At 62.5% G+C, this 26,981-nt stretch carries 27 protein-coding genes; 13 read left to right on the forward strand and 14 right to left on the reverse strand.

The features are described from left to right. Window positions 1-240: 240 nt before the first annotated feature. On the forward strand, window positions 241-435 hold the full coding sequence (locus tag N4Q37_RS19500) for a hypothetical protein (protein WP_025215049.1): 195 nt from the start codon (window positions 241-243) through the stop codon (window positions 433-435). Between the two features lie 173 nt (window positions 436-608). On the opposite strand, the gene N4Q37_RS19505 is transcribed toward N4Q37_RS19500, so the two are convergent. The 5 genes from N4Q37_RS19505 to cysM all read right to left on the reverse strand — a co-directional run bounded on the left by N4Q37_RS19505 (window position 609) and on the right by cysM (window position 6,762). Further along, window positions 609-1,148, reverse strand: coding sequence for a DUF2058 domain-containing protein (locus N4Q37_RS19505; RefSeq protein WP_134925420.1), 540 nt, complete (start codon window positions 1,146-1,148; stop codon window positions 609-611). Between the two features lie 26 nt (window positions 1,149-1,174). After that, entirely contained in the window at window positions 1,175-2,008 is an 834-nt protein-coding gene (gene mazG / locus N4Q37_RS19510; protein WP_260961185.1) for a nucleoside triphosphate pyrophosphohydrolase, read from the reverse strand. Window positions 2,009-2,142: 134 nt separating this feature from the next. Next, complete coding sequence (gene relA / locus N4Q37_RS19515) at window positions 2,143-4,389, reverse strand: GTP diphosphokinase (protein WP_260961186.1); 2,247 nt, start codon at window positions 4,387-4,389, stop codon at window positions 2,143-2,145. Between the two features lie 100 nt (window positions 4,390-4,489). Next, window positions 4,490-5,860, reverse strand: a complete 1,371-nt coding sequence (rlmD, locus tag N4Q37_RS19520; RefSeq protein ID WP_260961187.1) for a 23S rRNA (uracil(1939)-C(5))-methyltransferase RlmD — start codon at window positions 5,858-5,860, stop codon at window positions 4,490-4,492. Next, window positions 5,860-6,762: a cysteine synthase CysM gene (gene cysM, locus N4Q37_RS19525; protein WP_260961188.1), complete on the reverse strand. Its 903-nt coding sequence runs from the start codon at window positions 6,760-6,762 to the stop codon at window positions 5,860-5,862. The genes rlmD and cysM overlap by 1 nt, the downstream gene beginning before the upstream one ends. 245 nt (window positions 6,763-7,007) lie before the next feature. Here cysM and N4Q37_RS19530 point away from each other — a divergent pair, with 245 nt between their 5' ends. The 4 genes from N4Q37_RS19530 (at window position 7,008) to N4Q37_RS19545 (ending at window position 11,923) form a co-directional block, all read left to right on the forward strand. After that, entirely contained in the window at window positions 7,008-9,758 is a 2,751-nt protein-coding gene (locus N4Q37_RS19530) for a response regulator (RefSeq protein WP_260961189.1), read from the forward strand. Between the two features lie 210 nt (window positions 9,759-9,968). Beyond that, window positions 9,969-10,958 (forward strand): 2-hydroxyacid dehydrogenase, encoded by a 990-nt coding sequence (locus N4Q37_RS19535; protein ID WP_260961190.1) that lies wholly within the window; start codon window positions 9,969-9,971, stop codon window positions 10,956-10,958. A 126-nt stretch (window positions 10,959-11,084) separates the two neighbouring features. Continuing rightward, window positions 11,085-11,519: a hypothetical protein gene (locus N4Q37_RS19540; protein WP_260961191.1), complete on the forward strand. Its 435-nt coding sequence runs from the start codon at window positions 11,085-11,087 to the stop codon at window positions 11,517-11,519. Continuing rightward, window positions 11,519-11,923, forward strand: a complete 405-nt coding sequence (locus tag N4Q37_RS19545; protein WP_260961193.1) for an META domain-containing protein — start codon at window positions 11,519-11,521, stop codon at window positions 11,921-11,923. Before N4Q37_RS19540 ends, N4Q37_RS19545 begins: the two co-directional genes overlap by 1 nt. Before the next feature lie 124 nt (window positions 11,924-12,047). Here the strand turns inward: N4Q37_RS19545 and N4Q37_RS19550 are convergent, their stop codons facing one another. Further along, a complete protein-coding gene (locus N4Q37_RS19550) occupies window positions 12,048-12,515 on the reverse strand; it encodes a TlpA family protein disulfide reductase (RefSeq protein WP_260961195.1) in 468 nt (155 codons plus the stop codon). A gap of 115 nt (window positions 12,516-12,630) precedes the next feature. Between N4Q37_RS19550 and arsC the strand changes: the two genes are divergently transcribed. From arsC to N4Q37_RS19565, 3 genes are read left to right on the forward strand one after another with little or no spacing between them, the layout of a single operon-like run. Next, complete coding sequence (gene arsC, locus N4Q37_RS19555) at window positions 12,631-12,984, forward strand: arsenate reductase (glutaredoxin) (RefSeq protein ID WP_260961196.1); 354 nt, start codon at window positions 12,631-12,633, stop codon at window positions 12,982-12,984. Next, window positions 12,981-13,586 (forward strand): NAD(P)H:quinone oxidoreductase, encoded by a 606-nt coding sequence (wrbA, locus tag N4Q37_RS19560; protein ID WP_260961197.1) that lies wholly within the window; start codon window positions 12,981-12,983, stop codon window positions 13,584-13,586. Before arsC ends, wrbA begins: the two co-directional genes overlap by 4 nt. Further along, window positions 13,579-14,004: a DUF2069 domain-containing protein gene (locus tag N4Q37_RS19565; protein ID WP_260961198.1), complete on the forward strand. Its 426-nt coding sequence runs from the start codon at window positions 13,579-13,581 to the stop codon at window positions 14,002-14,004. Before wrbA ends, N4Q37_RS19565 begins: the two co-directional genes overlap by 8 nt. A gap of 18 nt (window positions 14,005-14,022) precedes the next feature. Here N4Q37_RS19565 and N4Q37_RS19570 read toward each other — a convergent pair whose 3' ends face one another. Both N4Q37_RS19570 and ttcA read right to left on the reverse strand, forming a co-directional pair. Then, complete coding sequence (locus N4Q37_RS19570; RefSeq protein ID WP_260961199.1) at window positions 14,023-14,697, reverse strand: DNA-3-methyladenine glycosylase I; 675 nt, start codon at window positions 14,695-14,697, stop codon at window positions 14,023-14,025. A gap of 67 nt (window positions 14,698-14,764) precedes the next feature. Beyond that, entirely contained in the window at window positions 14,765-15,589 is an 825-nt protein-coding gene (gene ttcA / locus N4Q37_RS19575) for a tRNA 2-thiocytidine(32) synthetase TtcA (RefSeq protein ID WP_260961200.1), read from the reverse strand. A 436-nt stretch (window positions 15,590-16,025) separates the two neighbouring features. Between ttcA and N4Q37_RS19580 the strand changes: the two genes are divergently transcribed. Together N4Q37_RS19580 and N4Q37_RS19585 are read left to right on the forward strand one after the other, a co-directional pair. After that, window positions 16,026-16,628, forward strand: a complete 603-nt coding sequence (locus N4Q37_RS19580) for a Yip1 family protein (RefSeq protein WP_260961201.1) — start codon at window positions 16,026-16,028, stop codon at window positions 16,626-16,628. Window positions 16,629-16,780: 152 nt separating this feature from the next. Further along, window positions 16,781-17,275: a SprT family zinc-dependent metalloprotease gene (locus N4Q37_RS19585; RefSeq protein WP_260961202.1), complete on the forward strand. Its 495-nt coding sequence runs from the start codon at window positions 16,781-16,783 to the stop codon at window positions 17,273-17,275. A 160-nt stretch (window positions 17,276-17,435) separates the two neighbouring features. Here the strand turns inward: N4Q37_RS19585 and N4Q37_RS19590 are convergent, their stop codons facing one another. Beyond that, a complete protein-coding gene (locus N4Q37_RS19590) occupies window positions 17,436-18,788 on the reverse strand; it encodes a dicarboxylate/amino acid:cation symporter (protein ID WP_260961203.1) in 1,353 nt (450 codons plus the stop codon). Between the two features lie 334 nt (window positions 18,789-19,122). Between N4Q37_RS19590 and N4Q37_RS19595 the strand changes: the two genes are divergently transcribed. Continuing rightward, window positions 19,123-20,121: an AraC family transcriptional regulator gene (locus tag N4Q37_RS19595; RefSeq protein ID WP_260961204.1), complete on the forward strand. Its 999-nt coding sequence runs from the start codon at window positions 19,123-19,125 to the stop codon at window positions 20,119-20,121. A 37-nt stretch (window positions 20,122-20,158) separates the two neighbouring features. Here N4Q37_RS19595 and N4Q37_RS19600 read toward each other — a convergent pair whose 3' ends face one another. The 3 genes from N4Q37_RS19600 to N4Q37_RS19610 form a co-directional block, all read right to left on the reverse strand. After that, entirely contained in the window at window positions 20,159-21,505 is a 1,347-nt protein-coding gene (locus tag N4Q37_RS19600) for an ATP-binding protein (protein WP_260961205.1), read from the reverse strand. Beyond that, window positions 21,502-22,179 (reverse strand): response regulator, encoded by a 678-nt coding sequence (locus tag N4Q37_RS19605; protein WP_260961207.1) that lies wholly within the window; start codon window positions 22,177-22,179, stop codon window positions 21,502-21,504. The genes N4Q37_RS19600 and N4Q37_RS19605 overlap by 4 nt, the downstream gene beginning before the upstream one ends. 107 nt (window positions 22,180-22,286) lie before the next feature. Beyond that, window positions 22,287-22,886, reverse strand: a complete 600-nt coding sequence (locus N4Q37_RS19610; RefSeq protein ID WP_260961208.1) for a porin family protein — start codon at window positions 22,884-22,886, stop codon at window positions 22,287-22,289. 144 nt (window positions 22,887-23,030) lie between these two features. On the opposite strand from N4Q37_RS19610, the gene N4Q37_RS19615 reads away from it, so the two are divergent. Together N4Q37_RS19615 and N4Q37_RS19620 are read left to right on the forward strand one after the other, a co-directional pair. Further along, a complete protein-coding gene (locus N4Q37_RS19615; RefSeq protein ID WP_260961209.1) occupies window positions 23,031-23,822 on the forward strand; it encodes a dienelactone hydrolase family protein in 792 nt (263 codons plus the stop codon). Window positions 23,823-23,928: 106 nt separating this feature from the next. Further along, entirely contained in the window at window positions 23,929-24,681 is a 753-nt protein-coding gene (locus N4Q37_RS19620; protein ID WP_260961210.1) for a 4'-phosphopantetheinyl transferase family protein, read from the forward strand. Here N4Q37_RS19620 and N4Q37_RS19625 read toward each other — a convergent pair. Together N4Q37_RS19625 and N4Q37_RS19630 are read right to left on the reverse strand one after the other, a co-directional pair. Further along, a complete protein-coding gene (locus N4Q37_RS19625; RefSeq protein WP_260961211.1) occupies window positions 24,644-26,254 on the reverse strand; it encodes an ATP-binding protein in 1,611 nt (536 codons plus the stop codon). The two genes, N4Q37_RS19620 and N4Q37_RS19625, sit on opposite strands and share 38 nt — an antisense overlap. After that, the gene (locus tag N4Q37_RS19630; protein ID WP_260961212.1) at window positions 26,251-26,973 is read right to left on the reverse strand and encodes a response regulator; all 723 of its coding nucleotides are present in this window, start codon (window positions 26,971-26,973) and stop codon (window positions 26,251-26,253) included. The genes N4Q37_RS19625 and N4Q37_RS19630 overlap by 4 nt, the downstream gene beginning before the upstream one ends. Window positions 26,974-26,981: the final 8 nt, after the last annotated feature.

The raw sequence follows: 26,981 nt of genomic DNA on the forward strand, positions 1-26,981 counted from the left end.
GGCTTTTTCTTGCCAAAATGCCACACATCGAGCGCCTTTGCGGGGGCCGTCACCTACATGAAACCTTCTTCACAAACCCCACCTGCGACCTAACGCCGCGCACCGCCTGGCCCACGGGCGACTCGTGATCGTCATGAAAACTTCTTAACCCGCCGAAGCATTTACTTAGCACGCTATCCAAACCTATAACAAAGTCCTGCACACGCCTTGCTGCAGATAATAGAGATGGGAGTTTGCGAGATGACTGTGAAAGTAACTGAACGCGACGACGCTCATATGTCCCATGAAGGTATTGCCGCCGGTATCCGGATCTGGGATGTGCATCAGCAAGATCTGCTGGTGGGGATGTTCCATTCGGAGACGGACGCCCATAGCTACAAGGCTGAACTGGAGCGCGAAGAGAGGTTGCGCTCGCGTGAGATGGCGGAGTCCTGAACGCCCCCCTATGGGAGGAACGAGAAACCTGTGGCGAGGGAGCTTGCTCCCGCTGGGCCGGTCCGCGTTCGGGCGTAGCAGCCCTTTTTTGTGAGCGCTTCGCACTGGTGCGCCAGCCCGGTCAAGCGGGAGCAAGCTCCCTCGCCACGGTTTGTTTTTTCAGGTTGCCAGCGCTACCACATCAAATCATCCGGAATCTGATACGCCGCGTACGGATCATCGGCATCCACTTCTTCGGTCTGGGTGTTGAGCTGGACGATCCGCTTGGGATCGCGCTCCTGGATCTTCAGCGCGGCTTCGCGCGGGATCACTTCGTAGCCGCCGGCATGGTGGACGATCGCCAGCGAACCGCTACTCAGCTTGTTGCGCATCAGGGTGTTGACCGAGATACGCTTGACCTTCTTGTCGTCGACGAAGTTGTAATAATCTTCGGTGGTCAGCTTCGGCAGGCGCGAGACTTCGATCAATTGCTTGATCTGCGCAGCCCGTGCTTTCTGCTCGGCCTTCTCTTGCTGCTGGCGGTTGAGCTCCTGATCGCGCTTGACCTTCTCGGCCATGGCTTCCTGGGCCGCACGCTGCTGGGAATCGTCCAGCTCGATCTGGCCTTTGTGGGCCAGGCGCTGCTGCTTCTGTTTCTCTTTGCTGACCTGCTTGGCCTGCTTTTGGTTGACCAGCCCGGCTTTGAGCAATTGGTCGCGAAGGGAAAGGCTCATGGTGCTTACTCACTTAGGCAACGGCCTCAGCCACAGCTGGGCAAATTCTTTTCCTGACGTTTGGCTTCGCCCCACAAGGCGTCCAATTCTTCGAGGGTGCAATCTTCCATGGGACGATGGGTGTCGCGCAATGCCTGTTCGATAAATCGGAAACGTCGCTCGAACTTTCCATTGGCGCCCCGCAGGGCGGTTTCCGGATCGACTTTCAGATGCCGGGCCAGATTCACCACGCTGAACAGCAGATCGCCGATCTCGTCGCTGATGGCCGCCGGATCGTTGTCGGCCATGGCTTCGAGTACTTCGTCCAACTCCTCGCGAACCTTGTCCAGCACCGGCAACGGGCCTGGCCAGTCGAAACCGACCTGGCCGGCACGCTTTTGCAGCTTCGCCGAGCGGGATAACGCCGGCAGCGCCGCCGGCACATCGTCGAGCAACGACAACTGTTCCGGAGCCGAGGCTTTTTCGGCCCGCTCCTCTGCCTTGATCTCCTCCCAGCGATGCTTGACTTGCTCTTCGCTCAGGCGCGGGGTGTCCACAGGTGCATAAAGGTCACCGGTAGGAAACACATGGGGATGGCGACGGATCAGCTTGCGGGTAATGCTGTCGACCACGCCGGCGAATTCGAAGCGGTTTTCTTCCCGGGCCAGCTGGCTGTAATACACCACCTGGAACAACAGGTCGCCCAACTCGCCCTGCAAGTGATCGAAATCACCGCGCTCGATAGCGTCGGCCACTTCGTAGGCTTCTTCCAGGGTATGGGGGACGATGGTGGCGTAGGTTTGCTTGATATCCCACGGGCAGCCGTACTGCAGGTCACGCAGGCGGCTCATCAGGTGGAGCAGGTCTTCGAGGCTGTACATCAATCCATCCCATCCAATAAATCCCTGTAGGAGCGAGCTTGCTCGCGATGGCGCCTTTTCAGTCACTGCATCTTTGACTGCCAGACCCTCATCGCGAGCAAGCTCGCTCCCACATTTTTGACCGCGTCGGACCTTTAACCCGGCGTGCGGTTACGCCGGGTCTCGATGATGTTCGGCAACTGGGAAATCCGTCCCAGCAACCGCCCCAGGGCATCCAGCCCCGGGATCTCGATAGTCAGGGACATCAGCGCGGTGTTGTCCTCCTTGTTCGACCGGGTATTGACCGCCAGCACGTTGATCCGCTCGTTCAGCAGCACCTGGGACACGTCACGCAGCAGGCCGGAACGGTCGTAGGCGCGGATGACGATGTCCACCGGATAGGTGAGCACCGGCACCGGGCCCCAGCTGACCTGGATGATCCGCTCCGGCTCACGAGCAGCCAGTTGCAGCGCCGAGGCGCAGTCCTGGCGGTGAATGCTCACGCCACGGCCCTGGGTGATGTAGCCGACGATCGCATCCCCCGGCAACGGCTGGCAGCAACCCGCCATCTGGGTCAGCAGGTTACCCACGCCCTGGATCTGGATGTCGCCACGCTTGCCCGGCTTGTAGCCGGCGGCCTTGCGGGGAATCAGTTCCAGTTGCTCGTTGCCACGCTCCGGCTCCACCAGTTGCTGGGCCAGGTTGACCAGTTGCGCCAGGCGCAAATCGCCGGCCCCCAGGGCGGCGAACAGGTCCTCGGCGGTCTTCATGTTGGCCTTCTCGGCCAGCTTGTCGAAATCCACCTGTGGCAGGCCCAGGCGATTGAGCTCGCGCTCGAGCAGGGTCTTGCCGGCAGCGACGTTCTGGTCGCGAGCCTGCAACTTGAACCAGTGGACGATCTTCGCCCGCGCCCGCGAGGTGGTGATGTAGCCCAGGTTCGGGTTCAGCCAGTCGCGGCTCGGCGTGCCGTGCTTGCTGGTGATGATCTCGACCTGCTCACCGGTCTGCAGGCTGTAGTTGAGCGGCACGATCCGCCCGTTGATCTTGGCGCCACGGCAGTTGTGGCCGATCTCGGTGTGGACCCGGTACGCGAAGTCCAGCGGCGTCGCGCCCTTGGGCAGGTCGATGGCGTGGCCGTCGGGGGTGAAGATGTAGACCCGGTCCGGCTCGATGTCGACCCGCAGTTGCTCGGCCAGGCCACCGATGTCACCCAGCTCCTCATGCCACTCGAGCACCTGGCGCAGCCAGGAGATTTTTTCTTCGTAATGGTTGGAGCCGGACTTGACGTCGGTGCCCTTGTATTTCCAGTGGGCGCAGACGCCCAGCTCGGCCTCCTCGTGCATGGCGTGGGTGCGGATCTGCACTTCCAGCACCTTGCCTTCCGGACCGATCACCGCGGTGTGCAGCGAGCGATAGCCGTTTTCCTTCGGGTTGGCGATGTAGTCGTCGAACTCCTTGGGAATGTGCCGCCACAAGGTGTGGACAATCCCCAGCGCGGTGTAGCAGTCGCGCATTTCCGGCACCAGGACCCGAACGGCGCGAACGTCGTAGATCTGGCTGAATTCCAGACCCTTGCGCTGCATTTTGCGCCAGATGGAATAAATGTGCTTGGCCCGGCCGCTGATGTCGGCCTCCACCCCCGTGGCTTGCAGTTCTTCGCGCAGCTGGGTCATCACGTCGGTGATGAAGCGCTCGCGGTCCAGCCGCCGCTCATGCAACAGCTTGGCGATCTGCTTGTACTGGTCGGGCTCCAGGTAGCGGAAGGACAGGTCCTCCAGCTCCCACTTGATGTGGCCGATACCGAGGCGGTGGGCCAGGGGCGCGTAGATGTCGAACACTTCGCGGGCCACGCGATGGCGTTTTTCGTCATCAGCGGATTTCACGGCGCGGATCGCGCAGGTCCGTTCGGCCAGCTTGATCAGCGCGACGCGCACGTCGTCGACCATCGCCACCAGCATCTTGCGCAGGTTTTCCACCTGGCCCTGCGTGCCCAGGACCATGGAGTGCCGCGGACTGAGGCTGGCGCTGATGGCCGCCATGCGTAGTACGCCGTCGATCAACTTGGCGACCACCGCACCAAAGCGTTGGCTGACCACCGGCAACGGGATCTGCCCTTCGCGGACACCGCGATACAGGACGGCGGCCACCAGCGAATCCTGGTCGAGCTTGAGGTCGGCGAGAATTTCGGCGATCTCAAGGCCCATCCGGAAACTCGAGGCGCCTTCGGACCACAGGTTCTTCGCCGCGTTGTGCTGCTGTTCGGCCTCGCGAGCGAACTCGCAGGCTTCTTTCAAGGCTTCACGATCCAGTGCCATGTCGATACTGACCGTGTGATCGAGCCAAGCCTCGAGATTGATACTGCCGTCGGTGTTGATCGGCTGGTGTGCTCTCACCTGTACCATCTTTACTTACCTTCCCTACGACGCAGATTCAATGCGTCAGCATCGCTGACCTTCGTTGCCCGTGTTTGCGCCCAGGGCTGTGGCGGTGGACACGAACGGGTCAGTCGGACAAGCCATCCTGGCTCGCTTCAAATAACGCCATGGCCTCGACATGCGCCGTCTGAGGAAACATATCGAGAATCCCGGCACGTTTTAACCGGTAGCCCTGCTTGATCAATTCGACCGTGTCCCGCGCCAAAGTTGCCGGGTTGCACGATACGTATACCAAACGCCTGGCGCCCAGGGACGCCAGCTTGCGTACCACCTCGTAAGCACCGTCACGGGGTGGGTCCAAGAGTACCGCAGAAAAGCCTTCGCCGATCCATTGCGCCCCTTCAAGCGGCTGGGATAAATCGGCCTGAAAAAAAGCAGTGTTATGCAAATTGTTACTGACGGCATTGGCCGCTGCGCGATCCACCATGGTCTGCACGCCTTCCACCGCCACGACCTCACGCACGCGCTGTGCCAGCGGCAAGGCGAAGTTGCCCAGCCCACAGAACAGATCCAGCACCCGCTCCTCGGGTTGGGGCGCCAGCCATTGCAAGGCCTGGGCGATCATTGCTTCGTTGACCCCGGCGTTCACCTGGATGAAATCCCCCGGCCGGTAAGCCAGGTCCAGGTCCCAGGTTGGCAAGCGATAACCCAGGGTCTGTCCGCGATCGACCGGTTGCGGCTCACCTTCGCCGTGCAACCACAACTGCGCTTGATGAGCGGCGCAGAAATCCTTGAGGATCGTCAGGTCCGCGTCCGACAGCGGCGCCATGTGCCGCAACAACACGGCCAGGGACGAGCCGGCGAACAGTTCCACATGCCCCAGCGCCTGGGGTTTGCTCAAGCGCCGGAGCATATCCGGCAGTTGGGTCATGATCGGTTGCAAGGGCTGTACCAGCACCGGGCAATCGCCGATGGCGATAATGTCCTGGCTGCCGACTGCGCGGAAACCCACCTCGAGCTTTTTCGCTTTCTGGTCCCAACGCACCGCCACGCGGGCGCGACGCCGGTAGCCGAACTCCGGCCCGCTCAATGGCGCAGCCCATTGCTCCGGCTCCACACCGGCCACCCGCGACAACTGCTCGGCGAGCATGCGCTGCTTCAGGGCAAGCTGTTCATCATGGGGCACATGCTGGACGCTGCAACCGCCGCAACGACCGGCGTGGACGCACGGTGCCGGGCGACGCAATTCACTGGGCACCAACACCCGCTCGGTACGCGCCTCGACCACTTTGCCGTGGGCGCCAAGCACCCGGGCCTCGACCTCTTCGCCGGCCAGGGCGCCGATGACAAACCAGGTTCGGCCCTCGACAAAGGCAATGCCGCGACCGTCATTGGCCAGGCGTTCGATGGTCAAGCGCTGTTTCTTGCCTGTGGGCACTTGTGGCGCCCGGCTTCCGCCGCTGGGCTGGAAGCGCAGGCCTCGTTCATGCTTGGCCATCAGTTGGGTGCGTCAAAAATGCCGGTCGACAGGTAGCGGTCGCCGCGGTCGCAGATGATCGCGACGATCACCGCATTCTCGACTTCCTTGGACAGGCGCAGCATGCCCGCCACGGCACCGCCCGAGGACACGCCGCAGAAGATGCCTTCCTCACGCGCCAGGCGACGGGTCACGTCCTCGGCTTCGGCCTGGGCCATATCGATGATGCGGTCCACGCGCTCGGCCTGGTAGATCTTCGGCAGGTACTCCTCGGGCCAGCGGCGGATGCCCGGGATAGCCGCGCCTTCCATCGGTTGCAAGCCGATGATCTGCACGTTCGGGTTCTGTTCTTTCAAATAGCGCGAAGTGCCCATGATGGTGCCGGTGGTGCCCATCGAGCTGACGAAATGGGTGATGGTGCCGTGGGTCTGGCGCCAGATCTCCGGGCCGGTGGTGGTGTAGTGGGCCTCGGGATTGTCGCCGTTGGCGAACTGGTCCAGCACCTTGCCACGCCCCTCGGCCTGCATCCGCTCGGCCAGGTCACGGGCGCCTTCCATGCCTTCTTCCTGGGTCACCAAGATCAGCTCGGCACCGTAGGCCGTCATGGCCGCCTTGCGCTCGGCGCTGGAATTGTCGGGCATGATCAGGATCATCTTGTAGCCCTTGATCGCGGCCGCCATCGCCAGGGCGATACCGGTATTGCCGGAGGTCGCTTCGATCAGCGTATCGCCGGGCTGGATCTGCCCGCGCAACTCGCCACGGGTGATCATCGACAGCGCCGGCCGGTCCTTGACCGAACCCGCCGGGTTATTCCCTTCGAGCTTGAGCAAAAGCGTATTGCTGGTGTCGCCAGGCAGGCGTTGCAAACGAACCAGCGGGGTGTTGCCGACGCAATCGGCGATGGTTGGGTACTGCAGAGTCATGGCGTATTCGCAATCCGGACTGCGGGGGTGCCTATCATACCGGCAAACCCTGCCGGGCCATATCACGCAAAGTATGGTGGTTATGGCTTATGGGAATAAGCAAGGCGAAAGCCACCGGCCGAACACGCTCATTGTGGCGACACGAATTTTACGAAGATTGCCCGCCTGCAAATCGCTACACTGCGCAGGTATTGCGTGCCGGATGCGCGCAACGTCAATCAGACCGCTGGATGCAGGAGACAAGTGTGCTCAAGAAACTGGGAATCAAAGGCCGCGTGCTGTTGCTGACCCTGTTGCCGACCAGCCTGATGGCGCTGGTCCTGGGCGGCTATTTCACCTGGATGCAGCAATCGGACCTGCATGCCCAGCTGTTGCAACGTGGCGAGATGATCGCCGAGCAGCTTGCCCCGCTGGTCGCCCCGGCCTTGAGCCGCCAGGACACCGAACTGCTGGAACGCATCGCCACCCAGTCCCTTGAGCAGGCGGATGTACGCGCCGTCACCTTCCTTGCTCCCGACCGCTCGCCGCTGGCCCACGCCGGCCCGACCATGCTCAACCGCGTGCCCGAGGGCAACAGCGTGCAGTTGTTGCAACGCACCGGCAACGACGCCACGCGCTATCTGTTGCCAGTCTTCGGCCGGCACCGCAACCTGGCCGGCGAGCTGATTCCTGAAGAAGCCGACCGCCTGCTGGGTTGGGTCGAACTGGAGTTGTCCCACAGCAACATGTTGCTGCGCGGTTACCGCAGCCTGTTCGCCAGCCTGCTGCTGATTGCCGCGGGCCTGGGCTTTACCGCGCTGCTGGCCCTGCGCATGGGCCGTACGATCAATCGGCCACTGAGCCAGATCAAGCAAGCCGTGGCGCAACTCAAGGAGGGCCACCTGGAAACCCGCCTGCCGCCGCTGGGCAGCCAGGAACTCGATGAACTGGCATCAGGCATCAATCGCATGGCCGGCACCTTGCAGAATGCCCAGGAAGAGTTGCAGCACAGCATCGACCAGGCCACCGAAGACGTGCGCCAGAACCTGGAGACCATCGAGATCCAGAACATCGAACTGGACCTGGCACGCAAGGAAGCCCTGGAAGCGAGCCGAATCAAGTCCGAGTTCCTGGCGAACATGAGCCACGAGATCCGCACGCCGCTCAATGGCATCCTCGGCTTTACCCACTTGTTGCAGAAAAGCGAGCTGACCCCGCGCCAGCTCGACTACCTGGGCACCATTGAAAAATCGGCCGACAGCCTGCTGGGGATCATCAACGAGATCCTCGATTTTTCGAAGATCGAGGCCGGCAAGCTGGTGCTCGACAGCATTCCGTTCAACCTGCGCGACCTGTTGCAGGACACCCTGACCATCCTCGCCCCCGCCGCCCATGCCAAGCAATTGGAGCTGGTGAGCCTGGTCTACCGTGACACGCCGCTGTCGCTGGTGGGCGATCCGCTGCGCCTCAAGCAGATCCTCACCAACCTGGTGAGCAACGCGATCAAGTTCACCCGCGAAGGCACCATCGTTGCCCGGGCCATGCTCGAAGACGAGCACGAAGACAGCGTGCAGTTGCGCATCAGCATCCAGGACACCGGCATCGGCCTGTCCAGCCAGGACGTGCGGGCGTTGTTCCAGGCATTCAGCCAGGCCGACAACTCGCTGTCCCGGCAACCGGGCGGCACCGGCCTGGGCCTGGTGATTTCCAAGCGCCTGGTGGAACAGATGGGCGGTGAGATCGGCGTCGACAGTACTCCGGGCGAAGGTTCGGAGTTCTGGATCAGCCTGCGCCTGCCCAAGACCCGCGACGACGCCGAGGACCTGCCTGGCCCGCCGTTGCTGGGACGCCGGGTGGCCGTACTGGAAAGCCACGAACTGGCCCGCCAGGCCTTGCAGCACCAGCTCGAAGATTGCGGCCTGCAAGTGACACCGTTCAACACCCTGGAAAACCTGACCAACGGCGTCACCATCGCCCACCAGACCGATCAGGCAATCGACCTGGCGGTGCTGGGCATCACCAGCAACGACATGCTGCCCGAGCGCCTCAACCAGCACATCTGGGACCTCGAGCACCTGGGCTGCAGGGTCCTGGTGCTGTGCCCCACTACCGAACAGACCCTGTACCACCTCTCGGTGCCGAACCCCCACAGTCAATTGCAGGCCAAACCGGCGTGCACGCGCAAGCTGCGCCGCTCGCTGTCCGACCTGGTCAACCCGCGTCCACCGCGCAGCGAACCCAACGAACCGGTAATCAGCCGTGCGCCCAAGGTGCTGTGCGTGGACGACAACCCGGCCAACCTGCTGCTGGTGCAAACCTTGCTCGAAGACATGGGTGCCAAGGTACTGGCGGTGGAAAGCGGCTACGCCGCCGTCAAGGCGGTGCAAAAGGAAACCTTCGACCTGGTCCTGATGGACGTGCAGATGCCAGGCATGGATGGTCGCCAGAGCACCGAAGCGATTCGGCAGTGGGAAAGTGAACGGCACTGCACGCCGCTGCCGATCGTCGCCCTCACCGCCCATGCCATGGCCAACGAAAAACGTGCCCTGCTGCAAAGCGGCATGGATGACTACCTGACCAAGCCCATCAGCGAACGGCAACTGGCCCAGGTGGTGCTCAAATGGACCGGCCTGGCGCTGCGCAATCAGTCCCCCGAGCGCAACGCCGAAGCCCAGGGCGCCAGCGAGTTGTTGGTGCTCGATCATGAAGAAGGCCTTCGCCTGGCCGCCGGCAAGGCCGATCTGGCGGCGGACATGCTGGCCATGCTGCTGGCGTCGCTTGAGGCCGACCGCGAAGCGATCCGCCAGGCCAGCGAGGCCGGTGATCAGAATGCCCTGATCGAGCGGGTCCACCGCCTCCACGGCGCCACACGCTACTGCGGCGTGCCTCAGTTGCGTGCCGCCTGCCAGCGCAGCGAGACCCTGCTCAAGCAACAGGACCCCAAGGCCGCCTCGGCCCTGGAAGACCTCGAGCGCGCCATCGACCGTCTGGCCAGTGAAGCGCGCATCAGTGCCTGATCCACGGCAATAGGCAAGGCCCCCATAGCGGCTAAGCTGGGCTTTGTACGAAAAGTGCCTGCGCGACGATCATGCTGCGTTGAAAACAGGCTCGCAATGCTCATTGACAGCCAGTCAACTGCGCTTGCTCGCCTGTTTTCGCCTTGCCTGATCGCCGCTCGGCGACTTTTCGTACAAAGCCTAGCTCCACTCCCGTCTCAAGAGGCCGCCATGCGCGTCATTCTATTCAGCAGCCAGACCTACGACCGCGACAGTTTCAGCAATGCCCCGATACCCGCCGGCCTGGAATTGCAGTTCCAACCCGCCCGCCTGAACCTGGACACCGTAGCCCTGGCCGAACGCCACGAAGTGGTCTGCGCGTTCATCAACGACGACCTGAGCGCCCCGGTGCTGGAGCGGCTGGCCGAAGGCGGCACGCGGCTGATCGCCCTGCGCTCGGCCGGTTATAACCATGTCGACCTGCTCTCCGCCAAGCGCCTGGGGCTGAGCATCGTGCGGGTCCCGGCCTACTCGCCCCATGCGGTCGCCGAACACGCCGTGGCGTTGATCATGGCCCTCAACCGCTGCCTGCACCGCGCCTACAACCGCACCCGCGACGGCAATTTCAGCCTGCATGGCCTGACCGGTTTCGACCTGGTGGGCAAGACTGTCGGCGTGATCGGCACCGGGCAGATCGGCGCCACGTTCGCGCGGATCATGACCGGCTTCGGTTGCCAGTTGCTGGCCTACGACCCGTATCCCAACCCACAGGTCGAAGCCTTGGGCGCCCGCTATCTGCCCCTGGCCGACCTGCTGGCCCAAGCGCAGATCATCAGCCTGCATTGCCCGCTCACGGAGCAGACCCGGCACTTGATCGACGCCGACTCGCTGGCGACCATGCAGCGCGGCGCCATGCTGATCAATACCGGACGCGGCGGGCTGGTGGACACACCGGCCCTGATCGAGGCCCTGAAAAGCGGTCAGTTGGGCTACCTGGGACTGGACGTTTATGAGGAAGAGGCCCAGTTGTTTTTCAAGGACCGCTCCGACCAGCCGTTGCAGGACGACGTACTCGCGCGGCTGTTGACCTTCCCCAACGTGATCGTCACCGCCCACCAGGCGTTCCTGACCCATGAAGCGTTGGCGGCGATTGCCATGACCACCCTGGACAACATTGCCGCCTGGGCCGCTGGCGCGCCTCAAAACCTGGTAGAAAGCTGAACCTGAGCCAGCACACCTGCTGGGGGTGAGCCTGCTCGCCCCACAGTGGATTTCGTCGCCTGCCCGCCATCGAGACCATGCCAAGCCACGCCCCGTGCTAGCATATCGCGCCTATTTGGAGGACCCATGGCCGAACACGATTTTCGCTACACCCTGATGAACCCTCAGCACACCCTGACCGAAGTCCGCGCCCTGGCGCCGGGTCGTTACCAGGTGACCGGCAACGGCGGTTCGATCCAGGCCAACGATGTGCTGCTCGTCACCCTCAAGGGCAGCAAGGACCTGTCCATGCGCCTGACCGTGGACACCGTCCGCCACCTGCTCAAGCCCATGGGCCAGTGGACTGCGATGACCAGCGGCCCGGTGTTCGGCGAATTGGCGATCCATACCTGGGAGGTCAACTGCGACCGCTGTGCCAAAACGCTGAGCTTCGAGTTCGCCGTGGATGCCAAGCTTGGCGTCAAGGCCCAGAAACCGGCCGCCAGCGCGCGCATCGCCGAGTTGGGCTGGGCCACCGAAGGTGAAAAACACCTGTGCCCAAATTGCCAGGCTGCCGCTTGATGACGCGCCTGGCCCTGTGCACGCTGATCGGCGCCGGCCTGGTGGGGTGCGCCGCCGAGCCGGTGCAATTGCAGCACGAGCGCAGCTACATCCTGGAATGGATCGGTGAACGTCCCTTGATGGACTACAGCCACCTGACCATCACCCTGGGCAATGACGGCCGGGCCTATGGCAATGCCGGCTGCAACCACTGGTTCGCCCCCTACACCCTGGAAGACCACCGGCTGAGCTTCGGCAAGATCGGCAGCACCCGCAAACTCTGCGGGCCGGCGGTGATGGAGCAGGAAAGGCGCTTTTTGCAGGCCCTGGAAAAGGTCGAGCGCTGGGACGTCTCGCCCATCGAGCAAATGCGTTTCTGGCCAGCCCAGGGCAAGCCACTGCGTTGGTGGTTGGAAGAAGGCTGAGCCTGGCATGAGCTGTGACAGGGACTATGTGGGAGCAAGGCTTGCTCGCGAACAGGCACCTCGATAGTCGAGAAACCGCATCGACTGCATCGCGGGCAAGCCTTGCACCCACATGTCTCCCTCGCTATTCAAGTGCTTTCAACGCCTCAAGCTTCGCCATCACCCCCGCCGCTGTCTGCTCCCCCAGCAACTGTTCACGCACCTTGCCTTGGTTGTCGATGATGTAGGTCACCGGCAGCCCTTCGCTGCGAGGCAGGTCGAAGATCTCGGCCGGATCACGGGCCAGTACCGTGAAAGCAATCCCCATCTTGTCACTGGCACTCTTGAGCTCTTCGCCCTGGACCTGGTCGAAATTGACCCCGAACACGCCGACATTGCGCCCTTTGAGCTGTTCGGCCAGGGCATTGAGCTGGGGGATCTCGGTGCGACACGGTGTGCACCATTCGGCCCAGTAGTTGAGCACCAGCCATTGTTTGTCCAGCCGCTGCGAAGCGATGGCCTGGCCGTTCTGGTCCACCCCGTAGTCATTCCCGCAACCGGCGAGCAACACCATGCCCATGAGTGTCAGTACCACCATCAATCGCCTTGCCATGTGCCTATCCTTGTCTGAATGTGAACGCTGCCGCGACCCATTGCCTCTCTCAAGATGCCGGGCGCCTCGCGGCACAGTAGAATAGCCGCCACCTTACGCAAGATGCGACCTGCTCATGACCGATCTAACGCTTTATCACAACCCGCGCTGCTCGAAATCCCGCGGCGCTCTGGAACTGTTGGAGGCCCGTGGCCTGACGCCCACCGTGGTCCGCTACCTGGAAACCCCCCTCGACGCTCCACAGCTCGAGCGCCTGCTGGGCAAGCTCGGCATCACCGCCCGGCAGTTGCTGCGCACCGGTGAAGACGAATACAAGGATCTGAACCTGGCCGATGAAAGCCTGAGCCAGGCCCAATTGATCGCCGCCATCGCCGCCCATCCCAAGCTCATGGAACGGCCCATTCTTGAAACAGCGGAAAAAGCCGTGATCGGTCGCCCGACGGAGAAGATCCTGGAGATCTTGCCGTGAGCACACCGTACATCCTGGTGTTGTATTACAGCCGCAGTGGCTCGACCAACGAAATGGCCCGACAGATTGCCCGCGGTATCGAACAGGCCGGGCTGGAAGCCAGGTTGCGCACGGTGCCGGCGATTTCCGCCGAATGCGAGGCGGTGTCGCCGGAGATTCCCGCCCAAGGCCCGCTGTACGCCACCCTCGATGACCTGAAGAACTGCGCCGGCCTGGCCCTGGGCAGCCCGACGCGGTTCGGCAACATGGCCGCGCCACTCAAGTACTTTCTCGACGGCACCAGCAACCTGTGGCTGACCGGTGCTTTGGTGGGCAAACCGGCGGGGGTATTCACCTCCACCGCCAGCCTGCACGGCGGCCAGGAAACCACCCTGCTGTCGATGATGCTGCCGTTGTTGCACCACGGCATGTTGATCACCGGCCTGCCCTACAGCGAATCGGCACTGATCGACACCCAGGGCGGCGGCACACCCTACGGCCCGAGCCATCACGCCGGGGCCGATGGTAAAAGCGGCCTGAACGAACATGAAATCGCCCTGTGCCGCGCCTTGGGCGCACGCCTGGCGAAAACCGCGCAATTGCTGGAGAACGGCCGTGGCTAAGAAGCCGAAAATCCTGCCGCCGATCCAGTGGCTGGAACCCCGTGTGCGCATCGCCCGCGCCCTCAGCCTGCTGTGCTTTTTCGGCCTGGCGGGGTTGCTGAGTGCGTACTACCTGCTGATCGCCGACCTGCATGGCGCACGCCCATGGGTCATTCTGCTGATCGAACTGATACCGCTGCTGATCCTGGCACCCGGGATGATCAGCGGCAGCCCCCGGGGGCATTCCTGGATGTGTTTCGTGGTGAATCTGTATTTCATCAAGGGGGCGCTGGCCGCCTACGATCCGAACCGGCAGTTGTTCGGCTTCCTGGAGATGGCGGCGAGCCTGGCGGTGTTCTGCTCGGCGTTGCTGTATGTGCGGTGGCGGTTTCAGTTGAACCGGCGGCTGGCGGGGGAAGGCGAACCCGCCGTGGCCTGATACGCCGCTATCGCGGTCTCAATGATTGACGGTATACGCCAGCATCATCGAAATCTGCGACATCGGCCTTCCACCACTCTCCTGATGCCACTGGTTGAAGGCCGCTTGCATCGTCGCCAGGTCCCGTTGGCTGGTCGGCACTTTGTCGATGATGCCTTGGGCATTGAGCGCGGCCACCACGTCATAGCTGGCCGTGAAGGTGTCCTTGCCCACCATCCGCAGGAAGCGCGGCGCCGAGTGGCCACCCAGTTGATGGCCGTGCTTTTTCAGGTAGGTCCACAGGCCCACGATGTCGGTCACCGGCCAGTCGGCGAGCAGTGCACCGAAGCTGCCTTTTTCATGGGCCACGTCCAGTACCAGTTGCGCGTTGCGCGGCACGCTCTTGAGCTTGCCCAGGTGACGGATGATGCGCGTGTCCTGCATCAGCCGCTCCAGATGCTCGGCGCTCATCAGCACGACCTTTTCCGGATCGAAGTTGAAGAACACCTCTTCGAAGGCCGGCCATTTGGCGTCCACCAGGCTGTGCTTGAGACCGGCGCGAAATACCCGCAGCGCCAGGGTCGAGAGGTAGCGGTCATCGCCGATCTGGCGCAATTGCGCCGGGGTCTTGGGAACAGGCAGATGGGCTTCCAGTTCAGCCGCCGAACCGAAGCGGTTCAGACAATACTCGTGCAACCACTTGTAATCGCGCATGCCTTCTCCTGGGATGGGAAATGAAAACGGCGCCCGCGAGCGCCGTGAATACGAGACGTTACCAAACTCAGAGGTTCACCACGTTGACGAAGCGCGGCGTGGCGCTTTCATCGATGCGAAGGTTGGTGAAGTCGAACAGGTTGCGGTCGGCCAGTTGTGACGGGACGACGTTCTGCAGACCACGGAAGATGCTCTCGGTACGGCCCGGGGTCTTGCGTTCCCATTCCTGGAGCATTTCCTTGACCACCTGGCGTTGCAGGTTTTCCTGGGAGCCGCACAGGTTGCAGGGAATGATCGGGAATTGCTTGAAGTCCGAATAGGCCTGGATGTCTTTTTCGCTGCAGTAGGCCAGCGGGCGGATCACCACGTTGCGCCCGTCATCGGCCCGCAGCTTGGGTGGCATGGCCTTGAGCGTGCCGTTGTAGAACATGTTCAGGAAGAAGGTCTCGACGATGTCGTCGCGATGATGCCCGAGGGCCATCTTGGTCGCACCGATCTGGTCGGCAAAGGTGTAGAGCGTGCCACGGCGCAGGCGCGAGCACAGCGAACAGGTGGTCTTGCCTTCGGGAATCAGTTCCTTGACCACCGAATAGGTGTCCTTCTCGACGATGTGATATTCCACACCCAACGACTCGAGGTAGGCCGGCAGCACATCCTCGGGGAACCCCGGCTGCTTCTGGTCCATGTTCACCGCGACGATGTCGAACTTGATCGGCGCAACCTTCTGCAGATGCATCAGCACATCGAGCAAGGTGTAGCTGTCCTTGCCGCCGGACAGGCAGACCATGACCTTGTCGCCGTCCTCGATCATGTTGAAATCGGCGACCGCCTCACCGGCCTGGCGGCGCAGGCGCTTTTGCAGTTTGTTCTGGTTGACCGTAAGAGTGCCCATGACGCGAAATCCGTGAGGTGTGACGAAGGGGCGGCATTTTACGCAAAAAATCCCGGATGTGGCACCGCCCCTGTGGCCAGAAGATTGTGGGAGCAAAGCTTGCTCGCGAAACAGACACCTCGGTCCCTGAAAGATCGCATCGCTTCCATCGCGGGCAAGCCTTGCTCCCACAATGGCCCCGCTACAGGATGAATTCTTTACCAAATGGCCCAGTCACAGGGTGAGATTCTTCACCAAGGGTTGTGCACAGACCCATCGGCGATTAGCACTACCCCCTACAGCGCGATTTGCTCTAAGCCCCCCATCCCCCTCGGGGTAACTCCTTCCTATACTGCGACATAAGGTCGCACACATTTACAGACCTTCACTTACTTGGCCGCTTGGCCCGTAGGCGCTCCGTTGGGGGGCGATGGCACTAACATAGGAGTGACTGACTATGATCCATCATGTCGTGGGGCTCTTTACCCACCCTGATCAAGAATGGAAAGAAATCCGTGGCGATCAGGAGGAAAGCATCAGCCACATGTACCTCACCCATACGCTGATCCTGGCGGCGATTCCCGCAGTCTCGGCGTTCATCGGCACCACGCAGGTGGGATGGGTCATCGGCAATCGTCCACCGGTGATGCTCACCCTGGAAAGCGCGCTCTGGATGACCATCATGTCGTACCTCGCCATGCTGGGCGGGGTGGCGGTGATGGGTGCCTTCATTCACTGGATGGCCCGCACCTACGATGCCAACCCGAGCCTGGCCCGTTGCGTGGCGTTCGCCACCTACACCGCGACACCGTTGTTCGTTGGAGGCCTGGCAGCACTCTACCCGCACATGTGGCTGGGCATGATCGTCGGTACCGCGGCGATCTGCTACACGGTCTACCTGCTGTATGTAGGCTTGCCAACCTTCATGAACATTCCCCAGGACGAAGGCTTCCTGTTTTCCAGTTCGGTACTCGCCGTCGGCCTGGTGGTGCTGGTGGCCATCATGGCGTTCACGGTGATTGTCTGGGGGTTGGGCGTGGGTCCGGTCTATACCAATTGACCCGTTGAGACGCACTCGCTGACTTGCACCAGGGCAACAGGCTCTACCGCACAGGCCGCCGCAAGGCGGCCTTCTTGTCTGCCACTGGGCGCCCGGACGTTCGCAACGGCCCACGCTTGCGGCATACTCGCGTTTCTGGAGACCCGTAAAGCATGCTCGAACCCCTCAATACCCGCGTCGAAGAGTGCTATCAACAAGCCGAATCCTTTTTCAAACGTCCTTTCAAACGCCCTGTGGTCAGCCTGAAATTGCGCGGCCAGAAGGCCGGTGTCGCGCACCTGCATGAAAACCTGCTGCGCTTCAATCCCCAGTTGTACCGGGAAAATGCCGAAGACTTCCTCAAACAGACCGTCGCCCACGAAGTCGCGCACCTGATCGCCCATCAACTGTTTGGCGAGCGCATCCAGCCCCATGGCGAAGAGTGGCAATTGATCATGCGCGGGGTGTACGAACTGCCGCCCAACCGCTGCCACACCTACGAAATCAAACGCCGCAGCGTGACCCGCTACATCTATAAATGCCCGTGCGACGGCAGCGACTTCCCCTTCTCCGCCCAGCGCCACCGCCTGGTGCGCCAAGGCCGACGGTATTTGTGCCGCAGTTGTCGGCAGACCCTGGTGTTCAGCGGGGAGACGCGGGTGGAATGAGCGCTTGCGGTGCCTGTGCCAGCCTCGGACACCGCATCGCCTTCATCGCGGGCAAGCCTTGCTCCCACTGCAGCGCCCTCGCCACAGCAGCAGTGACAGCCCTTTGACAAAATCCATGAAAAAACCCGCCGAAGCGGGTTTTTTCATTGCAACCTGAAGATTACTTCATGGTGCCTGGCGCAGCAGACTCAGCCGCTGCAATCTGCGCCGCCGCGATCTGTTCGTCATCTTCACGGACATCGGAGATGCCGCGACCACCGGAAGCCAGTTCGGTGTGCAGTTGGTCTTCGTTCAGTTCCTTGACCCACTTGGCAACCACGATGGTGGCAACCGCGTTACCCACCAGGTTGGTCAGGGCGCGAGCTTCGGACATGAAGCGGTCGATGCCCAGGATCAGGGCCAGGCCTGCCACTGGCAGGGTGCCCACCGCCGACAGGGTCGCTGCCAGTACGATGAAGCCGCTACCGGTCACACCAGCAGCACCTTTGGACGACAGCAGCAGCACCAGCAACAGGGTGATCTGGTGAGTCAGGTCCATTGGGGTGTCGGTGGCCTGGGCGATGAACACCGCAGCCATGGTCAGGTAGATCGAGGTACCGTCGAGGTTGAACGAGTAGCCAGTCGGGATAACCAGGCCGACGACCGACTTCTTGGCACCCAGGCGCTCCATCTTGACCAGCATGCGTGGCAGGGCCGATTCGGACGAGGAAGTACCCAGCACGATCAACAGTTCTTCACGGATGTAGCGCACCAGCTTGAGCACGCTGAAACCGTGGGCGCGGCAAATGGCGCCCAGCACCACCAGCACGAACACGACGCAAGTGATGTAGAAGCAGATCATCAGCTGGCCCAGTTGCACCAGCGAACCGACACCGTAGGCGCCGATGGTGAACGCCATGGCACCGAACGCACCGAGGGGGGCCAGCTTCATGATCATGTTGATGATGATGAACATCACGTGGGCGAAACGATCGATGAAGTCCAGCACCGGCTTGCCGTAGGCACCCAGGCGATGCAGGGCGAAACCGAAGAGTACCGAGAACATCAGCACTTGCAGGATGTCGCCGTTGGCGAACGCGCCGACGATGGTGGCGGGAATCACGTTGAGGATGAAGGCGATGACGCTCTGGTCTTTACCGGCCGAGACGAAACCGGCGATCTTGCTGGCGTCCAGGGTCGCCACGTCGATGTGCATGCCGTTACCCGGTTGCACGACGTTGACCACGACCAGGCCAATCAACAGGGCGATGGTGGAAACGATTTCAAAATACAGCAGCGCGTAACCACCGGTCTTGCCGACCGACTTCATGTTCTGCATGCCACCGATACCGCTGACCACCGTACAGAAGATGATCGGGGCGATGACCATTTTGATCAGTTTGATGAAGCCGTCACCGAACGGCTTGAGGGCCACACCGGTCTGCGGATAGAAGTGGCCGAGCAAAATGCCGATGGCAATGGCTACGATCACCTGGAAATACAAGGATTTGTACAGGGGCTGACGAGTCGTCATGGCAAACCTTCCTCAAGAGTCCCGCTTGACGACTTCCACCTGTCGTCCGCGGCACCTCAATTTTTGCGAACCCTCCTGACTGGAGGGATTTGTTTTTGTCGGCTGCACGCTGCAGACCTACATAACGTATTGCAACGCGCATGCCATTTTTACGAAACGCCCTACATTCGGTATAGCAGACGGGTTAATGAATTCCACAGCGTGTTAAACGCCCTTATACGGTGGCGGATTTCCGCCCATAGGCCGTTCTGCGTCCCGGAATTTGGCGGATATCCGCCTTGTCCGACGTCCCTCCCCTGCTACCATCCTCCGCTTAACGGACGGATTTCTTGTCATGCGCCAACGCACGATCGCCAGCCACTTCGCCCGCGCAGCCCTGGGTGGAGCGCGTCGGCAGGGCTTCGACTATTTCCCCTTGCTGCAACAGCTGGGCATCAGCCCCGAGCTCCTGGATGAGCCGCGCGCACGGATCGCGCCAGAGCAATTCGCCCGCCTGTTGCAGGCGCTGTGGCAGGCATTGGGGGACGAATACCTGGGATTCGGCCGGGCCGTGAGTAAACCCGGGACGTTTGCCATGATGTGCCACACGTTGATTCACTGTCAGACCCTGGACAAGGCCCTTCAACGCGGCTTGCTGTTTTACGGCCTGTTTCCCGGAGCCCCGCGCCTGACACTGGAGACCGAAGACGAGACCGTGCGGCTGGTGCTGGACGAATCCACGCTGCGGGACCCCGAGCATTTCCTGAGCGAAAGCCTGCTGGTGACCTGGCATCGCCTCGCCAGTTGGCTGATCGGCCGGCGCATCGCCCTGGAACAGGCGACCTTCGGCTACCCCAGGCCCGCCCATGGGGCCGAGTACGACTTGCTGTTCCCCTGCCCACAGGTGTTCGAGGCACCTCGCAGCAGCCTGTCGTTCCACAGCCGCTACCTGGACATGCCGCTGCTGCAAGATGAACGGACCCTCAAGCACTTCCTCGAACGCTCGCCCGCCGACCTGCTGTCGCGCCCCGACGATGGCCACAGCCTGAGCAGCCAGTTGCGCCACCTGCTCAGCCGCGAGACGGCCCGCTGGTCCGACCTGGAAAGCGTCGCGGCCCATTTGCACGTCAGCCCACAGACGTTGCGCCGGCACTTGCGCGAGGAAGGCACCCACTTCCAGGAACTCAAGGATCAGTTGCGGCGGGATATCGCCATTTATCATCTGAGCCGCGCGGACCTGTCGTTGCAGCAGATCGCCGAACAGTTGGGTTTTTCGGAACCTTCGGCGTTTCACCGGGCGTTCAAGAAGTGGACGGGGCTGACACCGGGGGCTTATCGGGAGCAGGGGAACTGAGAGGGTCCATCCAAGGTGTGCCTGCCGAAATATTCCGTCAAACCACCGGAAAAAGTATCCGGAACGCCGCCCCGCCCAGCTCCGAATCCCCCAGGGTCAACCTGGCGTCGTAGCTGTCGATGATGTCCTTGACCACCGCCAGGCCGATGCCCTGGCCCGGGTGCTGGCGGTCCAGCCGCTCGCCACGCTGCAGAATCCGCGCGCGTTGGTCTGGCGGCACGCCTGGCCCATCGTCTTCGACGCACAACTCCATTCCGGCCAGGGTCTGGTGGACGCTGATGCGCACCTCCCCCAGGCACAGCCGATAGGCGTTTTCCAACAGGTTACCGAGCATCTCCAGCAAGGCGCCTTGCTCGATCGGTACCTGGCAATGCTCCGGTAAATCGAAATGAACGTTGACCCGTTTGTCGCGATAGACCTTGTCGAGGGTGTCGCACAGGCTTTGCAGCACCGGGCGCAAGCGCACCTGATGGCGCACCAGTCCGCTCTTGCGCAGGCTGGCGCGTTGCAACTGGTAGCCGATCTGCTGGCTCATGCGCTCGATCTGGGCTTGCAGGACCCACGCCTGCCCACGCTCCTGGGGCCGTCGGGCCAAGTCCTCGCTCACGCCCTGCAACACCGCCAATGGGGTCTTCAGGCTGTGGGCCAGGTCGTCGAGGGAGTCGCGATAGCGGCTGCGCTGCTCCCGTTCGCTGTATAGCAAACGGTTGAGCGAGCCGGTCAGGCGCAACAGTTCCCGGGGATGCTCGCCACTGAGACTTTCCCGGGCGCCGCTTTCGATTTCGTCCAGCTCCTGGCTCAGGCGTCGCAAAGCCCGCAGGCCCCAGGTCAAGCCGATCCACAGCAGGGCCAGCAACACCACCAGCGCAGCACCAAAGCCCAGGTAGAGTTTTTCCCGCAACCCCTGCAGAGTCGACTCGTAGTCGCGCACCGGCTGCAAGGTGACGATGCTGAACGCGGCGCTCTGGCCGCCCAGCAGCTTCACCTCGACGTCATAGACGAAGAACTCCTGGCCGTCGTTCTCACGGATGCGCGCGAACTGATTGCCCTGGCCATCATAGCGGGGCATGTAGTTGATGCTTTCTTCCTGGGTGGCCTTCGATCGCCAGACCAACCGCCCCTCACGGTCATAGATGTAGCCCAGCAAACGCGCGTCGGCGAGGTTGAAGCGTTCATCGGGCAACTGCGCCGGCATCTTCAAGCGGTTGTTTTCCACCCGGGCGGCAGAAATCAGCGTGGTGACGTCCGAGGCCAGGCGTTGCTCGATGGACTCCTGCAATGCCAGGCTGAACGCGCCTTGCATGGCCGGCAACAGCGCCAGCAAGAACAGCGCCGCCAGGGTCATGGCGGCCAGCATCAACCGCAGCCGTAGCGAACGAATCACTGGCAGCGCTCATTGAACAGATAGCCCAGGCCCCGCACCGTGTCGATCGGCCGGAAGCCGGCCGGGGCTTCCAGCTTGCGGCGCAGGCGCCCGACCAATACCTCGATGACATTCGGATCGCGCTCGCCGTCATCAGGGTAAAGCTGTTCCATCAGGCGGTCCTTGGCCACCACCTGCTGGTGATGACGCATCAGGTATTCCAGGATCCGGTATTCGTAGGCGGTCAACGCCAACGGTTGCTCGTCGAGGGACGCTTGCTTGCGGTTGAGGTCCAGCGACAGGGGCCCGGCCACGATCGTCGACTGGGTGAAACCACTGGAGCGACGCAACAAGGCATTGAGCCGGGCTTCCAGCTCTTCGAACTGGAACGGCTTGACCACATAGTCATCGGCCCCGGCGGCCAGGCCTTCGACCTTGTCCTGCCAATTCCCGCGGGCGGTGAGGATCAGGATCGGGAAAGTCTTGTCCTGGGAACGCAGCCGGCGGATCAGCTCCAACCCGCTGATACCCGGCAGACCCAGGTCGATCACCGCCAGGTCATGGTTGAACTCGCGGATCTGGTACAAGGCCTCTTCGGCATTGGCCACTGCCTGCACCACATGGCCACTGTCGGTAAGACGGGTTTGCAGGTGATGCCGCAGCAGTGCTTCGTCTTCGACGACCAGTAATTTCATTAGGCCTCTCCCCAGGCAAATCAGATAATCCGGCGCGGCGCATCCCAAGCAAAGGCGCCGGATCGATGTGGGCCGACCCGGCGGGATACGCGCTCACCCGTGGCCGCTTAGAACGTGTAGTTGGCGGACAAGTACGTCTGGGCGCTGCTGGTCAGGTCCAGCGAGCCGACCTTGGCACCGCCGTGCGGGCTCATCTCGGTGCTGGCGTTGCTGCGCAGGTAACGGTAACCCAGTTCCACCGAGGTGTTCTGCGAAATTTGTTGCAGTACGCCGCCCTGCAAGCCGACGGCGTAGCCGATGTCGCTGTCGCGACTGAAGCCGGGAGAATCCTGGGTCAGCTTGGTCAGGCCCGCCGTGCCACCACCGAACAGCTTGGTGCTGCCGGTGACGGGATAGAACAGATCGTAGCTGCCCAGCAGGTTTTCCTGGCGCAGCTTGATGCCGTTGTGGGTGCCCGAGACGTTGTCGTAGGTGGCGTAGTAACGGCCCTGGTCGTTTTGCTTGCCCAGTCGCAGGCCATACGTGGTGTCCTTGCCGATGACGCCATCGGCGTTCGGGTTATTCAGGGCGCTGTCCAAGGCGTTGGATTTCTTCACCTTGTCGCTGGTCTGGCCGAGGGTCAGGCTGGCGAAATTGTCATCGGCGTGGGCCAGGGCGCTGGCGCCCAGCACGGTGAAGGCCAGCAGCAGTTTTTTCATCTGGGTCATGGTCAAGCTCCTATGAAGCGTGGGAGGTTCGTGAAGTCGCAGTCACCTTAACCAGCGGTCCCTGAACACCCCTTGAACGTTCTCTGAACCGGCGCTGAATGAATCGGCTAATCTGTGCGGACCATTTTTATAAGGAGATTGGTCATGCGCAGGTTGCTTGCTGTTGTACTTCTGGCCTTGAGCGGTGTGAGCCACGCCGCCATCCAGACTCAGGAGATCCCCTACACCAGCGCGGACGGCACCCGGCTGATGGGCTATTACGCCTATGACGACGCGGTGAAAGGCCCGCGCCCGGGCGTGGTGGTGGTACATGAATGGTGGGGCCTGAACGACTACGCCAAGCGCCGCGCCCGTGACCTCGCGGGCCTGGGCTACAGCGCCCTGGCCATCGACATGTACGGCGACGGCAAGAACACCGAGCACCCTAACGATGCGATGGCCTTCATGCAGGCAGCGCTCAAGGACGGCGCGGCCGCCAGTGCCCGCTTCCAGGCCGGACTGGACCTCTTGAAGAAACAACCCCAGACCGATCCGGACAAACTCGCCGCCATCGGTTACTGCTTCGGCGGCAAGGTGGTGCTCGATGCCGCGCGCCAGGGTGTGCCCCTGGCCGGCGTGGTGAGCTTCCACGGCGCCCTGGTGACCAACACCCCAGCCACACCGGGTAGCGTCAAGGCCAAGGTGCTGGTCGAGCACGGCGCCCTGGACAGCATGGTCACCCCGGACAACGTCAGCGCTTTCAAGGGTGAGATGGACAAGGCCGGTGCCGACTATAAATTCGTCAGCCTCGAAGGCGCCAAGCACGGCTTCAGCAACCCCGACGCCGACCGCCTGAGTCACGGTGAGCATGGTGGGCCGGACATTGGCTATAACAAGCAAGCCGATGAGAAATCGTGGGCGGATATGCAGAAGTTCTTCAAAAAGATCTTTGGCTGACGCATAGCCTGTATGGAACGGGTCCATTGTGGGGAGGAGATTTATCCTCTCCCCACAACCGCCACACCACTACCCAGCCTCCAGCCAACCCGGCAAAATGCCCGGCATGAATACACTCCCCCCCCTACCCGCCTGCTGCTCGCCCCTGGATGAACACTGGCTGTTGTCCGAGACCCTGCCCGGCACGGTGTTACTGAGCACCCGCTTCGATCCGTTACTGCTGGCCAGTGATGATTTCCACACCAGCGCCATCGAACCGCCGGCGAGCATCCAGCGTTCGGTGGCCAAGCGTCAGGCCGAGTTCCTGGCCGGGCGGATCTGTGCCCGGGCCGCTTTGCAGCGGCTTGATGGATGGGCCAGCGTGCCGACCATTGGCGAAGACCGCGCCCCGGTGTGGCCGGCCCATGTCAGTGGCTCGATCACCCACGGCACTGGCCGGGCCGCCGCCATCGTCGCCCGAAAACAGCACTGGCAAGGGCTGGGCATGGACGTGGAAACCCTGCTCGCCCCCGAGCGCGCCGAACGCCTGGCCAGTGAAATCCTCACACCGCCCGAGCTGCTGCGCATGGCCACTACCGCGCCAGATGACCGGGCGCTGCTGGTGACCCTGACCTTTTCGGTGAAGGAAAGCCTGTTCAAGGCGTTGTACCCGATTGTCGGGCAGCGCTTTTATTTCGAACACGCCGAGGTGCTGGAATGGTCCCATGGCGGGGACGTGCGGCTGCGTTTGCTGACGGACCTGTCGGCCGAATGGTGCCATGGCCGTGAATTAGAGGCGCAGTTCGGGGTGAAGGATGGGCAGTTGTTGAGTCTGGTGGGGATCAAGACCTGTCCTGATGCCTCGGCCAGCTCAAGCTGAAACACGCCCCGCCGAGGCTTTTGCTCTTGTCGATCAACGCCCGGCCGTCATGCCAGTGGATGATCCGGCGTACGATCGACAGCCCCAGCCCATGGCCGCCCGAGGCCCGGGCGCGGCTATCATCCAGGCGCAGGAAGGGCTTGAAGACCCGCTCCCACGCCGCCTCCGGCACACCGGGGCCGTCATCCTCCACATCCACCCGACAGCGTAACTGACCGACTTGGTAACTGACCGTCACCTGCGACCTGGCGTGGCGCATGGCATTGCTCACCAGGTTCTGCAGGGCGCGATGCAAAAACCGCGGCTCGGCCTCGACCCATGTGCCGTCACCGTCGGCCGCCGACAGGTAAAGTCCGCGCTCGACCGTCACCCCCGGCCGTAACGGTCCCAATTCCTCGATCACCTGCTTGACCAGCGCATCCAGGTCCACCCGCTGGAAATTCAGGGCCGGCGAACCCTGCTCCAAGCGTGCGTAGGTCAGCATTTCGTCCACCAACCGGTCCAGGTCCTCGATGTCGTGGTCCATGCCCGCCAGGTATTTTTCCCGGGCCTGGTCGGTGCTGGCGCTGCCGAGCATTTCCAGGCCGAAGCGCAGGCGCGCCACCGGGGTGCGCAATTCGTGGGACACCGCCCGTACCAATTCACGCTGGATCGCCAACAGTTGCTGCAAATGCTCGGCCATGCCATTGAACGCGGCGGCCAGGCGCCCGACCGAGTCGGCGCCGCCGGCCGGCACGCGGGTGTCCAGGCTGCCTTGGGCGATCTGGGTGGCGGCGGCCTCCAGGCCACGCAAGCGCCGCTCCAACTGGCGCACCAACAGGTAGACGATCAACCCGATGAGGCTCAAGCCCAAGGCCGCGATGAGCACCAGCCATTCGGGTGGATACGGATTCATCTGGTACAGCGGCCCGATCTCCAGCACCCACGGCGTGCCGACCATGCCGGCGAACACCCGGATCGAGTCACCGTCCTTGCCCAATGCCATTACCGTATCGCCCTCGGATACGCGTCGACGCTGGTCTTCGTCCATGTCCACCTGCGCGACGCCCGTCAGGCGCAAGTCGAAACCAAAGCCTTTCTCCTGCTTGAGTTGCGCCAGCCGTTCGGGCTGTTCGTCGACCGGGTAGCGCACCAGTTCGTCGGCCAGCAGGTAAATAGTCGCCCGGGCCAGTTGCTCGCTGATTTGCTGGACCTCGCCCACCAACATCAATTGTTCGCCATCGCTGACCAGCCGATAGACCTTCGCCGCATGGGGCCCGGTCTGCTCGACCAGCGCCTGGCCGCGCAGCACCCGGGTGCGCTGGCCAAGGTCGAGGTGGGTCTGGGCGAAGCTCTGCAACGACAGGGGAATGCCCAGCAGGCGCCCCCAGAGCAACAGCGCCCGCTGCCGCTCGGTCTCGCTCATCGGACGCAGGTTGTCGGCCATCAACGAGAACGTGCCGTGGGCCAGTCGCTCGCGGTACTGCTCGCTGCGCGTCTGGTTGAGCTGGTGCAGGGCCAGTACGCCGAGGACCGCCACCAGCACCAGCGCCGCGCACATGCCGCCATAGATACGCAGGAAGATCGAATTCACGGCGCCAGGTCTACGCAAGCTTCGGGGACGAACAGGTAGCCTTTGCTGCGGATGGTCTTGATCAGCCGTGGGTGCTCCGGGTCATCACCGATCTTGGGGCGGATACGCGAGATGCGTACGTCGATGGAGCGGTCCTGGCCGTCATAACCGATGCCGCGCAGGGCGGTGAAGATCTCTTCCCGGGACAGGATGCGCCCGGCATTGGACACCAGCAGCCAGAGCAGGTCGAATTCGGCGCTGGTCAACTCGATGCCGTTGCCCTGCAACCAAGCCTCGCGCAAGGCATCGTCGACCAGCAACGGACCGAATTGCAGGCGCCGTGGCCTGTGCGGTACGAACGGCTCCGGTTCGCTGCGCCGCAACAGGGCCTTGATGCGCGCCAACAGCAAGCGCGGACGCACTGGCTTGCAGACGTAGTCGTCGGCCCCCAGGTCCAGGCCCTGGATCTGGTCGGTGTCATCAGTACGCGCGGTGAGCATCAGGATCGGCCCCTCATACTGCTCACGCACCTTGCGGCAAATGCTCAGGCCATCTTCGCCGGGCAACATCAAATCGAGGATCACCAGGTCCGGCCGCTCGGCAATGATCCGCGCCGCCGCCACGGCCCCATTGCCCTCGATGGCAACACGCAAGCCGTTGCTTTCGAGGTATTCACGGGTCAGCTCGGCCAGACGCTGGTCATCTTCGACGATCAATACCTGCCAGGCTTCTTGTTCCACTCAGGGCC

The organism is Pseudomonas citri (assembly GCF_025336485.1).
GTDB classification, from domain to species: Bacteria; Pseudomonadota; Gammaproteobacteria; order Pseudomonadales; family Pseudomonadaceae; genus Aquipseudomonas; species Aquipseudomonas citri.

Coding starts and splice junctions, on each gene's coding strand:
- N4Q37_RS19620 (WP_260961210.1), top strand. CDS start 23,929: ATGAATACACTCCCCCCCCTACCCGCCTGCTGCTCGCCCCTGGATGAA.
- cysM (WP_260961188.1), bottom strand. CDS start 6,762: ATGACTCTGCAGTACCCAACCATCGCCGATTGCGTCGGCAACACCCCG.
- ttcA (WP_260961200.1), bottom strand. CDS start 15,589: ATGGGCACTCTTACGGTCAACCAGAACAAACTGCAAAAGCGCCTGCGC.
- N4Q37_RS19595 (WP_260961204.1), top strand. CDS start 19,123: ATGCGCCAACGCACGATCGCCAGCCACTTCGCCCGCGCAGCCCTGGGT.
- N4Q37_RS19570 (WP_260961199.1), bottom strand. CDS start 14,697: ATGCGCGATTACAAGTGGTTGCACGAGTATTGTCTGAACCGCTTCGGT.
- arsC (WP_260961196.1), top strand. CDS start 12,631: ATGACCGATCTAACGCTTTATCACAACCCGCGCTGCTCGAAATCCCGC.
- N4Q37_RS19610 (WP_260961208.1), bottom strand. CDS start 22,886: ATGACCCAGATGAAAAAACTGCTGCTGGCCTTCACCGTGCTGGGCGCC.
- N4Q37_RS19545 (WP_260961193.1), top strand. CDS start 11,519: ATGACGCGCCTGGCCCTGTGCACGCTGATCGGCGCCGGCCTGGTGGGG.
- N4Q37_RS19580 (WP_260961201.1), top strand. CDS start 16,026: ATGATCCATCATGTCGTGGGGCTCTTTACCCACCCTGATCAAGAATGG.
- N4Q37_RS19550 (WP_260961195.1), bottom strand. CDS start 12,515: ATGGCAAGGCGATTGATGGTGGTACTGACACTCATGGGCATGGTGTTG.
- N4Q37_RS19585 (WP_260961202.1), top strand. CDS start 16,781: ATGCTCGAACCCCTCAATACCCGCGTCGAAGAGTGCTATCAACAAGCC.
- N4Q37_RS19615 (WP_260961209.1), top strand. CDS start 23,031: ATGCGCAGGTTGCTTGCTGTTGTACTTCTGGCCTTGAGCGGTGTGAGC.
- N4Q37_RS19535 (WP_260961190.1), top strand. CDS start 9,969: ATGCGCGTCATTCTATTCAGCAGCCAGACCTACGACCGCGACAGTTTC.
- N4Q37_RS19605 (WP_260961207.1), bottom strand. CDS start 22,179: ATGAAATTACTGGTCGTCGAAGACGAAGCACTGCTGCGGCATCACCTG.
- N4Q37_RS19505 (WP_134925420.1), bottom strand. CDS start 1,148: ATGAGCCTTTCCCTTCGCGACCAATTGCTCAAAGCCGGGCTGGTCAAC.
- rlmD (WP_260961187.1), bottom strand. CDS start 5,860: ATGGCCAAGCATGAACGAGGCCTGCGCTTCCAGCCCAGCGGCGGAAGC.
- N4Q37_RS19500 (WP_025215049.1), top strand. CDS start 241: ATGACTGTGAAAGTAACTGAACGCGACGACGCTCATATGTCCCATGAA.
- N4Q37_RS19590 (WP_260961203.1), bottom strand. CDS start 18,788: ATGACGACTCGTCAGCCCCTGTACAAATCCTTGTATTTCCAGGTGATC.
- mazG (WP_260961185.1), bottom strand. CDS start 2,008: ATGTACAGCCTCGAAGACCTGCTCCACCTGATGAGCCGCCTGCGTGAC.
- relA (WP_260961186.1), bottom strand. CDS start 4,389: ATGGTACAGGTGAGAGCACACCAGCCGATCAACACCGACGGCAGTATC.
- N4Q37_RS19540 (WP_260961191.1), top strand. CDS start 11,085: ATGGCCGAACACGATTTTCGCTACACCCTGATGAACCCTCAGCACACC.